Genomic DNA, 17,688 nt, shown 5'->3' with positions numbered 1-17,688 from the left:
ACGTCAGAAGTGTGACACGCTGCCGCGCCCCGCGGAACCCCGGTACAGTCGCCGGGCGATCAAGCCGTTCACGAGGGGGAGCGCCCGTGACCGAAGCCGCCCGCACCGATGCCCGTCCCGCCCCGGCGGAAGCCGCCCCCGCCGTACGCCTCACCGGCGTCACCAAGGAGTTCGGCCCGCTGCGTGCCGTCGACGCCGCCGGGCTCACCCTCAGGGAAGGGGAGTTCTTCTCCCTCCTCGGCCCCTCCGGCTCGGGCAAGACCACCCTGCTGCGCCTGATCGCCGGCTTCGAGCGGCCCACCTCGGGCCGCATCGAACTCGCCGGCCGCGATGTCACCGCCCTCCCGCCCAGCCGCCGCGATGTCCACACCGTCTTCCAGGACTACGCGCTTTTCCCCCACATGACCGTCGAGCAGAACGTCGCCTACGCACTCACCGTCGCCGGAGTGCGCAGATCCGAACGCCGCGCCCGCGCCCGTGCCGCGCTGCGCACCGTACGCCTCGACGACCACGGCCCGCGCCGGCCGGCCCAGCTCTCCGGCGGCCAGCGACAGCGCGTCGCCCTGGCCCGCGCCCTGATCGACGACCCGGGGCTGCTGTTGCTCGACGAACCCCTCGGCGCGCTCGACCTTCAGCTGCGCCAGGAGATGCAGCGCGAACTCCGGCGCATCCAGCGCACCACCGGCGTCACCTTCCTCCTCGTCACCCACGACCAGGAGGAGGCGCTGACGCTCAGCGACCGTCTCGCCGTGCTCGACCGCGGCCGGATCGAGCAGACCGGTACGCCGCTGGAGCTCTACGACCGTCCCGCCACGGCGTTCGTCGCGGGCTTCATCGGCACCACCAATCTGCTGCGCGACCAGGCCGCGGTCCGTGTGGTCGGCGCCCCGGGCACGTACAGCCTCCGCCCCGAGCGGATCCGGATCGCCGCTCCCGAGGGCCCGGACGGCATGCCGGGCCCGGGGGAGCGGTGTGCGCCGGGCAGGGTCGCCGAGATCGCCCACGTCGGCGCCCATACGCGCGTGGTGGTGGACCTCGACGCCGGCGACGACCGGCTCACCGTGGTGCGGCTGAACTCCACGGAGCTGCCGGATGCCGCCCGTCCGGGCGCCGCCGTGCATCTGCTGTGGAAGGCCGAGGACGCCTTTCCGGTGCCCGGCTGAGAGATCGTCGTATCGCGCCCCCGGGGCGCATGTGCTGCCCGACGCGCTCTGGTGGCAGAGGGCCGGCTTCCGGATACTGGCGGGGCTCGACAGTCGTGTGCGACAGCGGGAGTTCACCATGCGCAACGCGAATCCGTGGAAGGCCGCCGTGGCGGCCGGGGCCCTGCTGCTGGCCGCCGCGTGCGGTTCCGGCGGCGGGGGAGCGGACGGCGGGGGAGCCGCCGAGCAGAAGAGTGTCGGCAAGGGGGAGGGCCGGGTCGACATCATCGCCTGGGCCGGATACGCCGAGGACGGCTCGAACGACCCCGAGGCCGACTGGGTGCACCCCTTCGAGAAGCGGACCGGCTGCAAGGTCAACACCAAGACCGCCGGGACCTCCGACGAGATGGTCTCGCTGATGAAGACCGGCCAGTACGACACCGTCTCCGCGTCCGGCGACGCCACCCTCCGGCTGATCGCCGCGGGCGACGTGGCGCCCGTCAACACCCGTCTCGTGCCGAACTACCGCGACATCTTCAGCGGCCTGAAGATGCGCCCGTTCAACTCCAAGGACGGGAAGATGTACGGCGTCCCGCACGGCCGCGGCGCCAACCTGCTGATGTACCGCACCGACAAGGTCTCCCCGGCCCCCGACTCCTGGAAGGCCGTCTTCGACGACGCGGCGAAGTACGCGGGCAAGGTCACCGCCTACGACTCGCCCATCTACATCGCCGACGCCGCCCTCTACCTCATGAAGGCCCGTCCCGCGCTCGGCATCAAGGACCCGTACGCGCTGGACCACAAGCAACTCGACGCCGCGGTGGCCCTGTTGAAGAAGCAGCGGCAGCAGATCGGCGAATACTGGAGCGACTACCAGAAGGAAGTCACGGCCTTCAAGGGCGGTGACAGCGTCCTCGGCACCACCTGGCAGGTCATCGCCAACACCGCCGCCGCGGAGAAGGCCCCCGTCAAGGCCGTCCTCCCCAAGGAGGGCGCCACCGGCTGGTCCGACACCTGGATGGTCTCCGCCGAGGCCGCCCATCCCAACTGCGCCTACAAGTGGCTCAACTGGATCGTCTCCCCGAAGGTGAACGCCCAGGTGGCCGAGTACTTCGGCGAGGCGCCCGCCAACGCCAAGGCCTGCCGGGAGACCGCCGACCCGCATCACTGCGCCGTCTACCACGCCGATGACGAGGCCTACTACCGCCGCGTCCACTTCTGGACCACCCCCGTCCCGCAGTGCCTCGACGGCCGCAAGAACGTCACGTGCACCGACTATGCGGAGTGGACCCGGGCCTGGACGGAGATCAAGGGCTGAGCGCGGGAGTCCGGGTGTCCGCCACGAGCCGTGAGCCCCGCGCCCGCGGCCGGCTCGCCGCGCTCCTCGCCCCGCCGCTCCTGTGGCTGGTCCTCGCTTACCTCGGCTCCCTCGCCGTCCTCCTGCTCTCCGCCTTCTGGACCACCGATCCCTTCACCTCGGACGTCGTGCACACCTGGACCACCGACAACTTCCGCGACGTCCTCACCACCCCCGTCTACCGCACCGTCGCCCTGCGCACCTTCGGCATCGCCGTGGCCGTCACCCTCCTCGACGCCCTCCTCGCGCTGCCGATGGCCTTCTTCATGGCGCGGGTGGCGACCGGCCGGCTGCGCCGCGCCCTGCTGGTGGCCGTGCTGACCCCGCTGTGGGCCGGCTATCTGGTCAAGGCGTACGCCTGGCGGGTGATGCTCGGCGAGCACGGCATCGTCAATGCGGCACTCGCCCCGTTCGGTCTGCGCGGCCCCGGGTACGGCACGACCGCCGTCGTGATCGTGCTCGCCTACCTCTGGCTGCCGTACATGATCCTGCCGGTCCACACCGCCCTGGAGCGGCTGCCCGCCCACCTGTTGGAGGCCTCCGCCGACCTCGGCGCGGGCACCATACGCACCCTGCGCTCCGTCGTCGCCCCCGCCGTCCGGCCGGCGCTCCTGGCGGGTTCCGTCTTCACCTTCTCGCTCTCCCTCGGCGACTACCTCACCGCACAGATCGTCGGCGGCCGCACCCAGCTCCTGGGCAATGTCATCGCCTCTCAGGTCACCCTCGACCTGCCGCTCGCGGCGGCGCTCTCCGCGGTCCCGGTCGCCCTCGTCGTCTGCTATCTCGCCGCCGTCCGCCGGGCCGGCGCCCTCGACTCGCTCTGACCGGTACCGAAGGAGGCAGCCGGATGCATCTCACCCGCACCGCCCGTATCGTCCTCGGCTGCCTCACGGCCGCCGGCCTCGCCCTGATCTACCTCCCGCTGCTCCTGGTCCTGCTCAACTCCCTCAACGCCGACCCGTCGTTCGCGTGGCCGCCCAGGGCCCTGACCGGCGCATGGTGGAGCCGCGCCCGGCACAGCGCGGGCGCCCGCGACGCCCTGTGGACCTCGCTGCGGGCGGGCCTCGGCGCCACCGCCATCGCCCTGGTCCTCGGCTCGCTCGCGGCCTTCGCCGTGCACCGCCACGGCTTCTTCGGACGGCGGGCCGTCTCGTTCCTGATCGTGCTGCCGATCGCCCTGCCGGGCATCGTCACCGGTATCGCCCTCAACGCGGCCTTCCGCACCGTCCTCGCACCGCTGGGCATCGGCTTCGGCCTGTTCACGGTCGTCGTCGGCCATGCCACCTTCTGCGTCGTCATCGTCTTCAACAACGTCGCCGCCCGGCTCCGCAGGATCGCGCCGTCGTTGGCCGAGGCCTCCGCCGACCTGGGCGCCCGCCCCTGGCAGACCCTGCGGTACGTGACCTTCCCCGCGCTGCGCCCTGCGCTGTTCGCCGGCGCCCTGCTGGCCTTCGCGCTCTCCTTCGACGAGGTCGTGGTGACCACCTTCACGGCGGGTGCGGGCACGAGGACGCTGCCGATCTGGATCTACGAGAACCTGGCCCGCCCCCACCAGGCGCCGGTCGTCGATGTGCTCGCCGCGCTGCTGATCGCCCTGTCGGTCGTTCCGGTGTACGCCGCCCAGCGGCTCTCGTCGGACACCGCCGGCGGGCGGCTCTGAGCCGCCGCCTCACGAAGGCGCCCCCCGGCCCGTCCCGCTGCCGCCCCCTCGCCCTGTACGCCGCCGACGTCCGGTGCTATGTTGTTCTCGTTCCGAGAAAGACTCAAAGTGAGAACGACGTGGGAGGGGTGGCCGTGGACACGGACCGGCAGGGCAACGCGAGCGGCGCCGCGCGGAGCCAGGAGGACAGCGAGTTCCTCGCGGCCTACGACCCGCGGGAGTTCCCGGCCATCGCCGTGACCGTGGACGTGGTCGCGCTGACGCTGCGCGCCGGGGCCCTGCACGTCCTGCTCGTCGAGCGCGGCGGCCACCCCTTCCAGGGCGCCTGGGCGCTGCCGGGCGGCTTCGTCCAGGCCGGCCGGGAGTCGCTCGACGCGGCCGCGGCCCGCGAACTCGCCGAGGAGACCGGCCTGGACGCCACGCAACTGGAACGCGTCCACCTCGAACAGCTCGGCTCCTACGGCGATCCCGGCCGCGATCCGCGGATGCCCGTCGTCACCGTCGCCTACCTCGCCTTCGCACCCGACCTCCCCGAGGCCCGCGGCGGCGGCGACGCCTCGGCCGCGGCCTGGGTCCCGGTCGCCGCGCTGGATCTCGGGGGCCGTACGGAGGCGCGGGAACCCGAAAGGGTGACTCCGCGGACTTCCGTCGAACCGGACGCGGCCCGGCCGCGTCCCTCAGAGCAGGGCCCGGGGCGCGGGATCGACGGGGGTGATTCCGCGCCCCGGCCCGTCGGCGACGCGACGGCGGAGGACGGCCCCGGTCCGCAGGCGCTTCTGCCGCTCGCCTTCGACCATGCCGCGATCGTCGCCGACGGACTCGACCGCGCCCGCGCGAAGATCGAGTACACCCCGCTGGCCACGGCGTTCCTCGCGGAGGAATTCACCGTCGTCGAGCTCCGCGGCGTCTACGAATCCATCTGGGGCAGCCCGCTGCACGCGGGGAACTTCCACCGCAAGGTGCTCTCGGTGCCCGGGTTCGTCGAATCCACCGGCGCGACGGCGGCCCGCGGGGGAGCCCGCGGCGGTCCGCGCGCTCGTCTCTACCGTGCGGGCGACGCCCGCCTGCTGCATCCGGCGCTGCTGCGCCCCGACCGGGAGGAGAGCGTGCGATGACCACCATGGCCGCGGACGCCCCGCACACCCGTGCCGCCGCCCGCGCCGCACTGGCCGCGGCCCGCCGGCCCGCGGACCTCTTCCCCGCCGACCACGCGGCGGCCGTCCGGACCCACCGCCGGCTCGCCCGGCTGCTGCACCCCGACACCGCACCGCCCGGCGAACGCCCGGACGCCGAGGCCGAGTTCGCCCGCCTCGACGCCCTCTGGCAGCAGCACACCGCCGCCGCCCGCCCGACCCTGACCACCCGCCGCCGCACGTACACCCTCGGCGCGACCCTCACCACCGGCGACCTCGCGGTGCTCCGCGAGGCGACGTACGAGGAGGACGGCACCCGTCACCGCGCGCTGCTGAAGATCCCGCGCACGGTCACCGACAACGACCTCATGGAGCGCGAGGCCCGGACCCTCGACCGGCTGGCGCGGCACGGCGACCCGCGCCACCGTGCCTACGCGCCCCGGCTGCTGGAGTCCTTCCGCCACCGCGACCCGGACACCGGCGGCGAACGCCGGGTCAACGCCCTCGTACCGTCGGACGGTTTCCACACGCTCGCCGAGGTCCATGACGCCCACCCGGGCGGACTCGACCCGCGCGATGCCGCCTGGATGTGGCGCAGGCTGCTGGCGGCGCTCGGCTGGGCGCACCGCGCCGGCCGGGTGCACGGCGCCGTCCTGCCCGAACACGTCCTCGTCCACCCCGGGCTGCACGGCCTGGTCCTCGTCGACTGGTGCTACAGCACGGCCCCCGGCGACCGCGTCCCCGCGCTCGTCGAACGCCACCGCGCCGCCTATCCGCCCGAGGTGACCGGCCGCCGCCCGGCGACCGAGGCCACCGACATCCACCTCGCCTCCCACACCATGGCCACCCTCATGGGGGCGCGCACCCCGAAGCCGATGCGGGCCTTCCTGCGCGGCTGCACCCTGCCGGCCGAGGCCCGCCGTCCGCACGACGCCTGGCAGTTGCTGGCCGAGCTGGACGCACTCCTCGACCGCCTCTACGGGCCCCGCACCTTCCGCCCGTCCACGATGCCCGCACCGCATCCGTAGGCCGCACCGCCTCCGCAGGCAGTACCGAGCGCGCCGCCCCGTACGGGAGCGCGCCGCACCTCACTCCACCACCCGACCCGCCCACCACACAGGGGGATCCACCATGGGCAGCGGAACCTGGTCCACCGATGTCTACGGCGCCGCGGCGCACTACCGCGACGCCGCCGGCACCAGCGCCTTCGACTACAGCGACCGTGTCACCACCTCGTCCCCGCGCCACACCTGGACCGCACACGCCTCCCTCGACCCGAAGGGCCTCACCACCCGCGAGAGCCGGGACTCCGACGAACACCCCGCCTCGCTGGCCCTCGCCGTCCTCTTCGACGTCACCGGATCGATGCGTGCGGTGCCCCGGGCGCTGCAGACCAAGCTTCCCGAGCTGTTCGGCCTGCTGCTGCGCAAGGGGTACGTCGAGCACCCGCAGATCCTCTTCGGAGCCGTCGGCGACGCCACCTGCGACCGGGTGCCGCTCCAGATCGGACAGTTCGAGTCCGACAACCGCATGGACGACGACCTCGGCAACTTCCTCCTGGAAGGCGGCGGAGGCGGCCAGATGACCGAGTCGTACGAACTCGCCCTCTACGCCATGGCACGCCACACCAGCATCGACTGCCACGAGAAGCGCGGCCGCCGCGGCTACCTCTTCCTCATCGGCGACGAGATGCCCTACGGGAAGGTCAAGGCCCGCGAGGTCCGTGCGGTCTTCGGCGACGACCTCGCCGAGGACATCCCCCTGCCCTCGATCCTCGCCGAGGTGCAGCGGAAGTTCGATGTCTACTTCATCGTCCCGGCCGGTGCCACCCACGTCGGCAACGCCGCCGTCCTGGGCACCTGGCGCAAGCTCCTCGGCCAGAACGTCATCGAACTCGACGACCTCGGCGCGGTCTGCGAAACCCTCGCCCTGACCGTCGGCCTCGGCGAGGAGGCCATCGACCTCGCCGCCGGACTCGACGACCTCGCCGACATCGGCTCCGACGCGGGCGGCACCGTCGGCAAGGCGCTGGCCACCCTCGGCCGCGGGCGGGGCACCGTCGCGCACTCCACGGCGCCGCTGATCGACACCGTCGGCACCCCCGGCCCCGGTGGCACCACCCGGCTGTGACCCTGCGGAAAGAGGAACCCTCCGTGCACACCATCGTGGTCGACCTCGGCTACGGCGACGCCGGCAAGGGCACCGTCGTCGACCGGCTCTGCGTCCCCCGCCCGGGCGCGGCGCCGGTCTCGGCGGTGATCCGCTTCAACGGCGGCGCCCAGGCCGCCCACAACGTCGTCACCACCGACGGCCGCCACCACACCTTCGCCCAGTTCGGCTCCGGCACCTTCAGCGGCATTCCCACCCATCTGTCCCGCCTGATGATGGTGGACCCGGCGGCGCTCGCCATCGAGGCCCGGCATCTCGCCTCGCTCGGTGTCCCGGACCCGCTCGCGCTGCTCACCGTGGACCGGCGCGCCCGCCTCACCACGCCGTACCACGCGGCCGCCAACCGGGCGCGGGAGCGCGCCCGCGGCACCGCCCGCCACGGCTCCTGCGGCATGGGCATCGGCGAGACCGCCGCCTACGCCCTCGCCCACCCCGCCGACGCCCCCACGGCCGGCGACTGCACCTCCCGTACGGCCCTGCGCCGCAAACTCACCCTGCTCCGCGACCGCCTCACCGCCGCCGTCGGTCCGCTCGACGCACCGCCCGTCGACGCCTGCACGGCCGCCTTCACCGCCTTCGCCGACCACGTCACCCTCGTCGACGAGTCCCATCTGCCCGGCCTGCTGCGCCGCGGGCCGGCCGTCTTCGAAGGCGCCCAGGGCGTCCTGCTGGACGAGTGGCACGGCTTCCACCCGTACACCACCTGGTCCACCACCACCTTCGACGGCGCCGAAACCCTCCTCGCCGAGGCCGGCCGGCCGCACACCGCGCTGCGGCTGGGCGTCGTACGGACCTATACGACGCGGCACGGTCCCGGCCCGCTCGTCACCGAGGACCCCGCCCTGGCCGCCGCCCTCCCCGAGCCGCACAACGGCCACGGCCGCTGGCAAGGAGGCTTCCGCGCGGGCCACTTCGACGCCCCCGCGCACGCCTACGCCGTCGCGGCCTGCGGGGGAGTGGACGGTCTCGCCGTCACCCACCTCGACGCGCCGGCCCGCCACCCCGCGCTGCGCCTCGCCCGCGGCTACCGCACCCCGGACGGCCCCATGGACCGCATCCCGGCCGCGCGACCGGGCGACCTCCGCCGTCAGCAGGCCCTCACCGAGCGACTGCTGACCGCCCGCCCGGACCGCTGGCAGACGCCCGGCAGCGACCCGCGCGACTGGACCGACGCCCTCTCCGACGCCTTGTCCGCCCCGGTGCTCCTGACCTCCTGCGGACCGACCGCGGCGGACAAGACAGGCCCGCCGGACGGGCCGTCGACGACGTGGCCGGTCAGTGCCGGACGAGCGACCGCCGGGCAACCGGGAAGTCGAAGTAGGTGTCCGGAAACGTCTCCGGCGTGAAGGTGTAGTGCCACCACTCGTAGGGGTAATTGACGAATCCGGCGCGCTCCATGCCGTCCTTCAGCAGCAGCCGGTGCGCCCGCTGCGTGCCCTTGATCCGCGGGTCGAGGGTGTGCGCCAGGGTGTCGAAACAGTCGAAGCCGGTTCCCATGTCCAGCCCGTTGTCCGGGAAACGGGCCGCCTTCGGGCCGTAGCACGACGACAGTGGCTCCCCGGGGACGTACGGCCGGGTGGGCAGGGCCGGCAGCCGCACCAGCGTCAGATCGAGGGTGCTGCCCCGGCTGTGCCCGGACTTCTCCGCGATATAGCCGTCCCGGAACAGCGTCGACTTGTCGACCCGCGGATAGAACTCGGCCTTCATCCGCTGGTCGCCCAAGTCCTCGGCCCAGCGCACGAAGTGGTCCACCGCGCGCTGCGGCCGGTAGCAGTCGTAGACCTTGAGGGAGTACCCGCGGCGCAGGAACGAGCGCTGCGCCCGGTGCAACGCCCGTGCCGCGTCCCGGGTGAGCAGGCACATCGGCGCCCGGTAGCCGGTCACCGGCACCCCCATGAAGTCGTGCGGGGTGGCGTAGCGCATCTCCTGGATGATCGTGGGGTCCACGTCCCGCAGCGCGACGAACTCCCTGGGCGCCTTGGGGTCGTGGGACGGATGCGACGACGGTGACGGGCGGTGCGGGGCGGTGCCCGCTGCCGCATCCGAAGGGACGGCGGCGACGGCGATCAGCGCGGCGGCAGCGGCGGCGAGGCCGCGCAGCGCGGCAGCAAGTCTGGGCATGGCACCCCGTTTACCAGCACGGCAGTCGGAGGGGAAGCCCCACCGCGCAACCCGCCCACCGTGCAACGCGCCGTCCGCGCAACCGGTCCACCGGGTCCCCCGCCCCGCTACGGCCCCTCCTGCCCCACCCCGCCACGCCGCTGCCCGCTCCTCCTCCGTTCCTCCCTGCCCCGCCCGCCTACGCCTCCGCCCCGTCGTTGAGCCCCCGCACCCGCACCGGATAGCCCACCGCGCCCCCGTCCCGCCGCTCCACGACCACCCGGTCGCCCTCCCGCCGCGAGGTGAAGCGCTCCACCGTCGGCCGCTGCCAGCCGTCCCCGGCATCAGGCACCACCAGCCCGCCGCCCCCGCGCCCGGCCACCGGCGCCCAGACCTCCAGCTCCGTCCCACCGTCCGCACCCGTCACCGGCATCACCGCACCGGCCCGTGCCAGCACCGGAATCCGCGACAGCGGCGCCTCCACCCACACCTGTCCGGGACCGTCGTACGCCCGCCCGGTCGCGGTGTCGTACCACCGGCCGCGCGGCAGCCGCACCGGCCGCCGGGTCACACCCGCCGCCAGCGCCGGCGCCACCAGCAGCGCGTCCCCCAGCAGAAAGGCGTCCTCACAGTCCCGCAGCGCCCGGTCCCGCGGCGCGCTCCACCACACCGGCCGGACGTACGGCGCGCCGGTCAGCCGCGCCAACTGGCCCAGCGTCCCGAAGTACGGCAGCAGCCGCTCCCGTTCGCGCAGCGCCGTACGGGCGTGCTCGACCACCTCGACCCCGTACTCCCACGGCTCCCGCCGCCCCGCCCCGAGCGCCGAATGCGTACGGAACAGCGGCAGCCAGGCCCCCAGTTGGAACCACCGCAGATACAGCTCCGGGGACGGCACCCCGGAGAACCCGCCGATATCGGGACCGCTGTACGGGACCCCGCACAGCCCCAGACCCAGCACCAGAGACAGCGAGGCGCGCAACCCCGCCCAGCCCGTCGTCACATCGCCCGACCAGCTGCCGCCGTAGCGCTGCATCCCGGCCCAGCCCGAACGGGAGAAGAGGAACGGCCGCTCGGCCGGCCGCAGTTCGCACAGCCCCTCGAAGCCGGCCCGCGCCATGGCAAGCGCGTAGATGTTGTGCGCCTCCCGATGGTCGCCGCCCCGGCCCTCCAGGGCGTGCCGCGCCGAGCGCGGCAGCGTCCGCTCCCCGAACGCGGCGAACGAGACCGGCTCGTTCATGTCGTGCCAGACGCCCGCGAAGCCCTGCGCCAGGCGCTCCGCGTACAGCGCACCCCACCACTTGCGCGCCCGCGCATCGGTGAAATCCGGGTACACCGACTCGCCCGGCCACACCACCCCGCGCACCTCGCGCCCCCGTGCGTCCCGTACGAAGGCATCCGCCGCAGACCCGCCCTCATACACCACGTCCCCCGGTTCCGCCTTCACCGCCGGATCCACGATCGACACCAGCCGCACCCCGTCCGCCCGCAACTCCCGTGCCAGACCGGGCAGATCCGGATAGCGCTGCCGGTCGACGGTGAAGACCCGGTGCCGGTCGAAATGGTCGATGTCCAGATGCACCGCGGACAGCGGAAGGCCGCGCTCCTTGTAACCGGCCACCACCCGGCGCACCTCGGCCTGACCGCCGAAGCCCCAGCGGGCGTGCTGATATCCCAGGGCCCACTGCGGCGGCAGCGCGGGCGCCCCGGTCAGCGCCGTCCAGCCCTGCAGCACCCGGGCCGGGGTGCCGGCCAGCACCCAGTAGCGCAGCGGTCCGCCGTCCATCCGCAGTTCACAGGTCCCCGGCCGGTCGTGCCCGGAGCCCGCCCCCTCCGCGCCCTCGCGCAACGTCACCCGGCCGTCCCAGGAATTGTCGTGGAAGACCAGATGCGTACCGGCGTCCGCCACCACCAGCTGTACCGGCATCGTCAGCGACAGCGGATCGTCCCCCGGCTCGAAGGCACCGCCCGGATCCGTGTTCCACAGCCGGTAGACCCCGTCCCGCAGCCGCGGGCCGTGCGCCCGGCCGCCGAGCCCGAAGAACCGGGCATCGGCCGCGACCTCCGCGCGCTGCACCCACCGCGAGGCGCCCTCGGCCCGCCCGTCGGCACTCTCCTCGGCGACGCGGTCCCACCAGCGCGGCGGCAACTCCCGCCGCAGCACCGCCCCGCCGGGCGTCCGCACCTCCACCGCACCGTGCCGGGACACCACCACCAGCACCCGCTCGGAGACCACCCGCCAGCCGCCCTCGGTATCGGGTTCCAGCACCGCCCGCGCGTCCACCTCGGGGCACGCCCCGGCCAGCGCGTACGACGGCTCCGGCTCGGCGCCCTCCCAGCCGCAGAACACCGCGCCGCCCGACGCCACCCGCACCCGCAGCGACGACCGCGCGAAGTGGATCAACCCGCCGCCCGGCTGGGGTTCCGCTCCACTGGCCGCCCCCGGTACCCGCGCCCGCTCCGCGGCGCGTCTTGGCAGCGCCAGCGCATCCGCCCGCCGCGCCCGCCACGCCGCACGCACGGACCGTAGCCCCTGCGCCGGCCCGACCGCCCTGATCATCCGTACCGACCGCACCAGATCCCGCCCGTCCATGCCGGTCAGCCTGCCATTGACGGCCGGGTGCGCGGGCACCGTTCAACTGCCGTTCACCTGCGCGGGGTCACGCTCGGCCACCCTCGGGCCCGCGGATCGTCACGCGATGGCCGAATCCCGCCGTATGTCCCCCCACGACCCCCGGAGCCGGCCCGGACCACGTGCCGGCACCACACCCGCCACCCCCCGAATGTGGGCAGCCCACCCTGGTGCACAAGTCGATCACATGGCATCGTCCAGGCAAGCCGTGTCACGCGCACACGCCCAGCGACTGGGCCGGGGGAACCCCACCGCCGTGCGCGCCCGACGCCCACGACGCGTACCGCCCGGGAGCCGCATCATGACCACCGCACCGCAGTCCGCCCCGCAGCCGGAACCCCTCTGGCAACCAGGCCCGGACCGGATCACCGGCGCACAGGTCACCCGCTTCCACACCTGGGCCGCCGCGCACCACGGCGCGCCCGCGCCCACCCCCGGCGACCCCGCCACGAGCTACGCCGCCCTGCACCGCTGGTCCGTCGACGACCTCTCCGCCTTCTGGCAGGCCACCGCGGAGTGGTTCGACGTCCGCTTCGCCACCCCGTACGAAACGGTCCTCGCCGACCCCGCGATGCCCGGCGCCCGCTGGTTCCCCGGCGCCACCCTCAACTACGCCGAGCACGCCCTGCGCGCCGCCGAGGACCCGGCCCGCGCCGACGACCCCGCGCTGCTGTACGTCGACGAGACCCATGAGCCCACCCCGGTCACCTGGGCGGAGCTGCGCGCCCAGGTCGGCTCGCTGGCCGCCGAACTCCGCCGCCTCGGCGTCCGCCCCGGCGACCGGGTCAGCGCCTACGTCCCCAACATCCCGCAGGCCGTCGTCGCACTCCTCGCCACCGCCGCGGTCGGCGGAGTATGGACCTCCTGCGCCCCCGACTTCGGCGCCCGCAGCGTGCTGGACCGCTTCCAGCAGATCGAACCCGTCGTCCTGTTCACCGTCGACGGCTACCGCTACGGCGGCAAGGAGCACGACCGCCGCGACACCGTCGCCGAGCTCCGCGCCGAACTCCCCACCCTGCGCGCCGTCGTCCACATCCCGCTGCTCGATACCCCCGCCCCCGAAGGCGCCCTGAACTGGTCGGACCTGACCTCCCACGACACCGAACCGGTCTTCGAACAGGTCCCCTTCGACCACCCGCTGTGGGTCCTGTACTCCTCCGGCACCACCGGCCTGCCCAAGGCCATCGTCCAGTCCCAGGGCGGCATCCTGCTCGAACACCTCAAGCAGACCGGCCTGCACTGCGACCTCGGCCCCGACGACCGGTTCTTCTGGTACACCTCCACCGGCTGGATGATGTGGAACTTCCTCGTCGCCGGCCTCCTGGTGGGCTCCACGATCGTGCTCTACGACGGCAGCCCCGGCCACCCCGACATCTCCGCCCAGTGGCGGGTCGCCGCAACCACCCGCGCCACCGTCTACGGCACTTCCGCCGCCTACGTCATGGCCTGCCGCAAGGCCGGCATCCACCCCGCCCGCGACCTCGACCTCTCCGCCATCGCCTGCGTCGCCACCACCGGCTCCCCGCTCCCGCCGGACGGCTTCCGCTGGCTGCACGACTGCTTCGCGGAGAGCGGCGCCGACCTCTGGGTGGCCTCCGTCAGCGGCGGCACCGACGTCTGCAGCTGCTTCGCCGGCGCCGTCCCCACCCTCCCCGTCCACATCGGCGAACTCCAGGCCGCGTGCCTCGGCACCGACCTCCAGGCCTGGGACCCCCAGGGCGAACCGGTCACCGACGAGGTCGGCGAACTCGTCGTCACCCGCCCCATGCCGTCCATGCCCACCCGCTTCTGGAACGACCCCGACGGCAGCCGCTACCACGACAGCTACTTCGACATGTACCCCGGCGTCTGGCGGCACGGCGACTGGATCACCGTCACCTCCCGCGGCAGCGTCGTCATCCACGGCCGCTCCGACTCCACCCTCAACCGCCAGGGCGTCCGGATGGGCTCCGCCGACATCTACGAGGCCGTCGAACGGCTCCCCGAGATCCGCGAATCCCTCGTCATCGGCCTGGAGCTGCCCGACGGCGGCTACTGGATGCCGCTCTTCGTCCATCTCGCCCCCGGCGCCGCCCTCGACGACGCCCTGCGCGACCGCATCAAGCGCACCATCCGCACCGAGCTCTCCCCGCGGCACGTCCCGGACGACATCATCGAGGCCCCCGGCGTCCCGCACACCCTCACCGGCAAGCGCATCGAGGTCCCCGTCAAACGCCTCCTCCAGGGCACCCCCCTCGACAAGGCCGTCAACCCCGGCTCCGTCGACAACCTCGAACTGCTCCGCTTCTACGAGCGGGTGGGCCGCGACCGCGCCACCGACGGCGCGCAGTAGACCCCGGCCGCGCCGGACCGCCAGGGCACCCACGCCCTCCGGTCCGGCGCCCGGCCGCATTGTCAGACCCCCCGATTACTCTCTGTGACAAGTGATGTTCGGCCGCCACGGCTCACACCGAGCCGGCGCAACGCACTCAGGGGGAGTCATGACATCCACATCCCGGCCCACCGACCCGACCACCGCCCGCCGCGCACTGCGCCGCGAAATCCCGAGCAGCGCCGCCGTCCTGGCCGACGAACAGGACTTCACGGCCATGCGCCGCTACCGCACCTTCCCGTTCGACGACCACCGCAGCTACCTCCGGCAGGTGGAGACCCTGCTGCGCCGCCTCGCCTCCCAGGGCGTCCTCACGACCGTCAGCCTCTTCGACCCGGCCGCCTACGAGAAGTACTGCGCCGACCTCGCCCTGGACCCCGACCGCCCCGACAGCCGCAGCCGCTACACCGCCGAAGTCGCCCGCACCGGCGCCACGCTGACCTACCAGGGCGAACCACTGAGCCAACTGATCCCGTTACTCGTCGAAGAGGCCGACCGCCAGGCCACCTGGGACCACGCCTCCGGCGTCCTGGCCCGCGCCGGCACCTGCGACGCGTGCGGCGCGGACCTCGCCCACCTCGCTTTCGCCCGCGCCACCCAAGCCCTCCAGGAGCTCCTGACCGCTCTCGGCGACGGCACCCACCACCTCGTCTGCTCCGTCGCCGCCGGAGAGCCGTCCCTCCTCGCGGTCCTGCACGCCACCAGCCACGACGGCGCCCGGCCCCGGCTCGCCGAATCCGAGACCCTCGTCTTCTGCACGGTCCTTGCCGCCGGCTTCGCCCTGCGCACCCCCGGCGGCCTCGTCTCCCGCACCACCGCCGCTCCCGCCGACCGCGACGCCACCGGCGACCAACCCCACGACACGGTCCGCGGCTGGTCCCTCGGCGACTCCTGGCTACGCCCCCTCGGCGCCGCCCAGGTCTTCACCGCCTACTGCACCGACGCCGACACCGGCGAACCGATCCCACCCGAGCACGCCGTCGACTACGCCCCCGGCCTCCCTCTCACCGCCCCACCCGACCCCCACCACCACTGACCGCGCGATCCACACCGTCCGCACACACGACGACGGCCGCCCCGCCACAAGGGCGGGACGGCCATCGACACTCCGGCGCCGCACGGCGCCGCGCGGGATCACTCCCCGGAGAGCACCGCCTGCGCGGCGGCCCGCGCATCCTCGGCGCTGTCCGCGGCACGCGCGGCGGCCGCCGCCCGCTCGCACTGCGCCAGCGTGTGCTTGGACAGCGTGGTCCGGACGTACGGAATCGACGCCGCACCCATCGACAGGCTGGTGACCCCGAGCCCCGTCAGCACACACGCCAACAGCGGGTCGGAGGCCGCCTCACCACAGACACCACAGCTCTTGCCCTCGGCCTTCGCCGCGTCGGCCGAAGCCGCCACCAGATCCAGCAGCGCCGGCTGCCAGGGGTCCTGCAGCCGCGAGACGGCACCCACCTGACGGTCGGCGGCAAAGGTGTACTGCGCCAGATCGTTCGTCCCCAGCGAAAGGAACTCGACCTCCTGCAGAATCGACCGCGCCCGAAGAGCCGCGGACGGAATCTCCACCATCGCCCCGAACTTCGCCCGCAGCCCGGCCTCCCGGCAGGCATCCGCGAACGCCTTGGCATCGGCCCGGTCCGCCACCATCGGCGCCATGACCTCGAGATAGACCGGCAGCCCCTCGGCAGCCTTGGCCAGCGCCGTGAGCTGCGTCCGCAGCACATCGGGGTGGTCGAGCAGGGTCCGCAGCCCCCGCACACCCAGCGCGGGGTTCGGCTCGTCGGCCGGCGTCAGGAAGTCCAGCGGCTTGTCGGCACCGGCATCGAGCACCCGCACCACGACCCGCCCCTCCGGGAAGGCCTCCAGCACCTTGCGGTACGCATCGACCTGCTTCTCCTCGGACGGCGCGTTCTTGCTGTCGTCCAGGAAGAGGAACTCCGTACGGAAGAGCCCGACACCCTCCGCCCCGGCCTCGACCGCCGCGGGCACATCACCGGGACCACCGACATTCGCCAGCAGCGGCACCTTGTGCCCGTCGGAGGTGGCACCCGGACCGGACGACGCCGCCAGCGCCGCCCTGCGCTCCGCCGCGGCCTGCTCCAGCGTCGCCCGCCTCTCGGCGTTCGGCTCCACGAAGACCTCACCGGTGCTGCCGTCGACGGCGATGACCGTGCCCTCGACAAGCTCACCCGCACCCGGGAGCGCCACGATCGCCGGCACCCCCAGCGCCCGCGCCAGAATCGCGCTGTGGCTGGTCGGCCCGCCCTCCTCGGTCACGAACCCGAGCACCAGCGTCGGGTCCAGCAGCGCGGTGTCGGCCGGCGCCAGATCCCGCGCGATCAGCACGTACGGCTCGTCGCTGTCCGGCACGCCCGGCATCGGCACGCCCAGCAGCCGCGCGACGATACGGTTGCGCACGTCATCGAGGTCGGCCACCCGGCCCGCGAGGTACTCCCCGGCACCCGCGAGGAGCGCCCGGTAGGCGGCGAACGCGTCGTAGACACCGCGCTCGGCGGTGGAGCCGACGGCGATCCGCCGCTCGACATCCGCCATCAGCTCGGGGTCCTGAGCCATCAGGGCCTGCGCCTCCAGCACGGCCTGCGCCTCACCGCCCGCCAGGTTCCCCCGCGCTATAAGGTCGGCGGCAACAGCCTCCACGGCCTGGCGGGCACGCCCCTGTTCGCGCTCCGCCTCGTCCGCCGGAATCTGCTTGGCCGGCGGCTCGAGGACCGCCGTGCCCATGTGCCGCACTTCGCCGATCGCCACACCGTGGCTGACGCCGACGCCTCGCAGCGTTGTCTCCATTGCACCCGTCTCCGGTTGATGCGGCGGTCCGAGCCGCCGCGATGGATGTCGTACCTGCCGTACGGGACGGCGCCCGGCTACTGCCAGGAGAAGAGCTGGTCGCCCGCCTTGATGTCGCCGTCCTCGCGCACCTCGCCGAGCGAATCGGCAGTGGCCTCCAGCGCGACGACCGGGCACACCGGCGACTTGCCGGCCTCCTCGACCGCGGCCGGGTTCCAGCGCACGATCTCCTGCCCGCGGGCGACGGTGTCACCCTTGTTCACGAGCAGCTCGAAGCCCTCGCCGTTGAGCTGAACGGTGTCGATCCCGAGGTGGGTGAGCA

The 17,688-nt window shown here is 73.6% G+C and carries 14 protein-coding genes (1 of these 14 running past the window's edge); 10 read left to right on the top strand and 4 right to left on the bottom strand.

Annotated features, from left to right (window positions below; translation table 11 throughout):
- The first annotated feature begins 86 nt into the window (after nucleotides 1-86).
- From Scani_RS21825 to Scani_RS21790, 8 genes are all read left to right on the top strand, one after another.
- Complete coding sequence (locus Scani_RS21825; RefSeq protein WP_159479018.1) at nucleotides 87-1,163, top strand: ABC transporter ATP-binding protein; 1,077 nt, start codon at nucleotides 87-89, stop codon at nucleotides 1,161-1,163.
- Nucleotides 1,164-1,281: 118 nt separating this feature from the next.
- Nucleotides 1,282-2,460: an ABC transporter substrate-binding protein gene (locus tag Scani_RS21820; RefSeq protein ID WP_159479016.1), complete on the top strand. Its 1,179-nt coding sequence runs from the start codon at nucleotides 1,282-1,284 to the stop codon at nucleotides 2,458-2,460.
- Between the two features lie 14 nt (nucleotides 2,461-2,474).
- A complete protein-coding gene (locus tag Scani_RS21815) occupies nucleotides 2,475-3,323 on the top strand; it encodes an ABC transporter permease (RefSeq protein ID WP_159479014.1) in 849 nt (282 codons plus the stop codon).
- A 23-nt stretch (nucleotides 3,324-3,346) separates the two neighbouring features.
- On the top strand, nucleotides 3,347-4,159 hold the full coding sequence (locus Scani_RS21810; protein ID WP_159479012.1) for an ABC transporter permease: 813 nt from the start codon (nucleotides 3,347-3,349) through the stop codon (nucleotides 4,157-4,159).
- A 134-nt stretch (nucleotides 4,160-4,293) separates the two neighbouring features.
- Nucleotides 4,294-5,274 carry an NUDIX hydrolase gene (locus tag Scani_RS21805; protein ID WP_159479010.1) on the top strand — a complete coding sequence of 327 codons (981 nt, stop codon included), beginning with the start codon at nucleotides 4,294-4,296 and terminating at the stop codon, nucleotides 5,272-5,274.
- Nucleotides 5,271-6,320, top strand: coding sequence for a molecular chaperone DnaJ (locus tag Scani_RS21800; protein ID WP_218039206.1), 1,050 nt, complete (start codon nucleotides 5,271-5,273; stop codon nucleotides 6,318-6,320). Before Scani_RS21805 ends, Scani_RS21800 begins: the two co-directional genes overlap by 4 nt.
- Nucleotides 6,321-6,423: 103 nt before the next feature.
- The gene (locus tag Scani_RS21795) at nucleotides 6,424-7,422 is read left to right on the top strand and encodes a hypothetical protein (RefSeq protein ID WP_159479008.1); all 999 of its coding nucleotides are present in this window, start codon (nucleotides 6,424-6,426) and stop codon (nucleotides 7,420-7,422) included.
- A 23-nt stretch (nucleotides 7,423-7,445) separates the two neighbouring features.
- Nucleotides 7,446-8,807 (top strand): adenylosuccinate synthetase, encoded by a 1,362-nt coding sequence (locus Scani_RS21790; protein ID WP_159479006.1) that lies wholly within the window; start codon nucleotides 7,446-7,448, stop codon nucleotides 8,805-8,807.
- Here the strand turns inward: Scani_RS21790 and Scani_RS21785 are convergent.
- Both Scani_RS21785 and Scani_RS21780 read right to left on the bottom strand, forming a co-directional pair.
- A complete protein-coding gene (locus Scani_RS21785; protein ID WP_159479004.1) occupies nucleotides 8,737-9,582 on the bottom strand; it encodes a M15 family metallopeptidase in 846 nt (281 codons plus the stop codon). The genes Scani_RS21790 and Scani_RS21785 overlap by 71 nt on opposite strands.
- 178 nt (nucleotides 9,583-9,760) lie before the next feature.
- Entirely contained in the window at nucleotides 9,761-12,151 is a 2,391-nt protein-coding gene (locus Scani_RS21780) for a glycoside hydrolase family 31 protein (RefSeq protein ID WP_159482281.1), read from the bottom strand.
- 340 nt (nucleotides 12,152-12,491) lie between these two features.
- Here Scani_RS21780 and Scani_RS21775 point away from each other — a divergent pair, with 340 nt between their 5' ends.
- Nucleotides 12,492-14,522, top strand: a complete 2,031-nt coding sequence (locus Scani_RS21775) for an acetoacetate--CoA ligase (RefSeq protein WP_159479002.1) — start codon at nucleotides 12,492-12,494, stop codon at nucleotides 14,520-14,522.
- 148 nt (nucleotides 14,523-14,670) lie between these two features.
- The gene (locus tag Scani_RS21770) at nucleotides 14,671-15,597 is read left to right on the top strand and encodes a DUF8829 domain-containing protein (protein WP_159479000.1); all 927 of its coding nucleotides are present in this window, start codon (nucleotides 14,671-14,673) and stop codon (nucleotides 15,595-15,597) included.
- A gap of 98 nt (nucleotides 15,598-15,695) precedes the next feature.
- Here the strand turns inward: Scani_RS21770 and ptsP are convergent, their stop codons facing one another.
- Nucleotides 15,696-17,366: a phosphoenolpyruvate--protein phosphotransferase gene (ptsP, locus tag Scani_RS21765; RefSeq protein ID WP_159478998.1), complete on the bottom strand. Its 1,671-nt coding sequence runs from the start codon at nucleotides 17,364-17,366 to the stop codon at nucleotides 15,696-15,698.
- Between the two features lie 77 nt (nucleotides 17,367-17,443).
- On the bottom strand, nucleotides 17,444-17,688 hold the 3' portion of the coding sequence (locus Scani_RS21760; protein WP_159478996.1) for a PTS sugar transporter subunit IIA. It continues 205 nt past the right edge of the window; 245 of the gene's 450 nt are visible here — the last part of the coding sequence; its start codon lies beyond the right edge, outside the window — the gene reads right to left on this strand; it ends in the stop codon at nucleotides 17,444-17,446.

Origin of the sequence: Streptomyces caniferus (genome assembly GCF_009811555.1) — a bacterium.
GTDB lineage: Bacteria > Actinomycetota > Actinomycetes > Streptomycetales > Streptomycetaceae > Streptomyces > Streptomyces caniferus.
The sequence above is the reverse complement of the archived record's forward strand: the minus strand, read 5'-3'. Positions and strand labels throughout refer to the sequence as shown.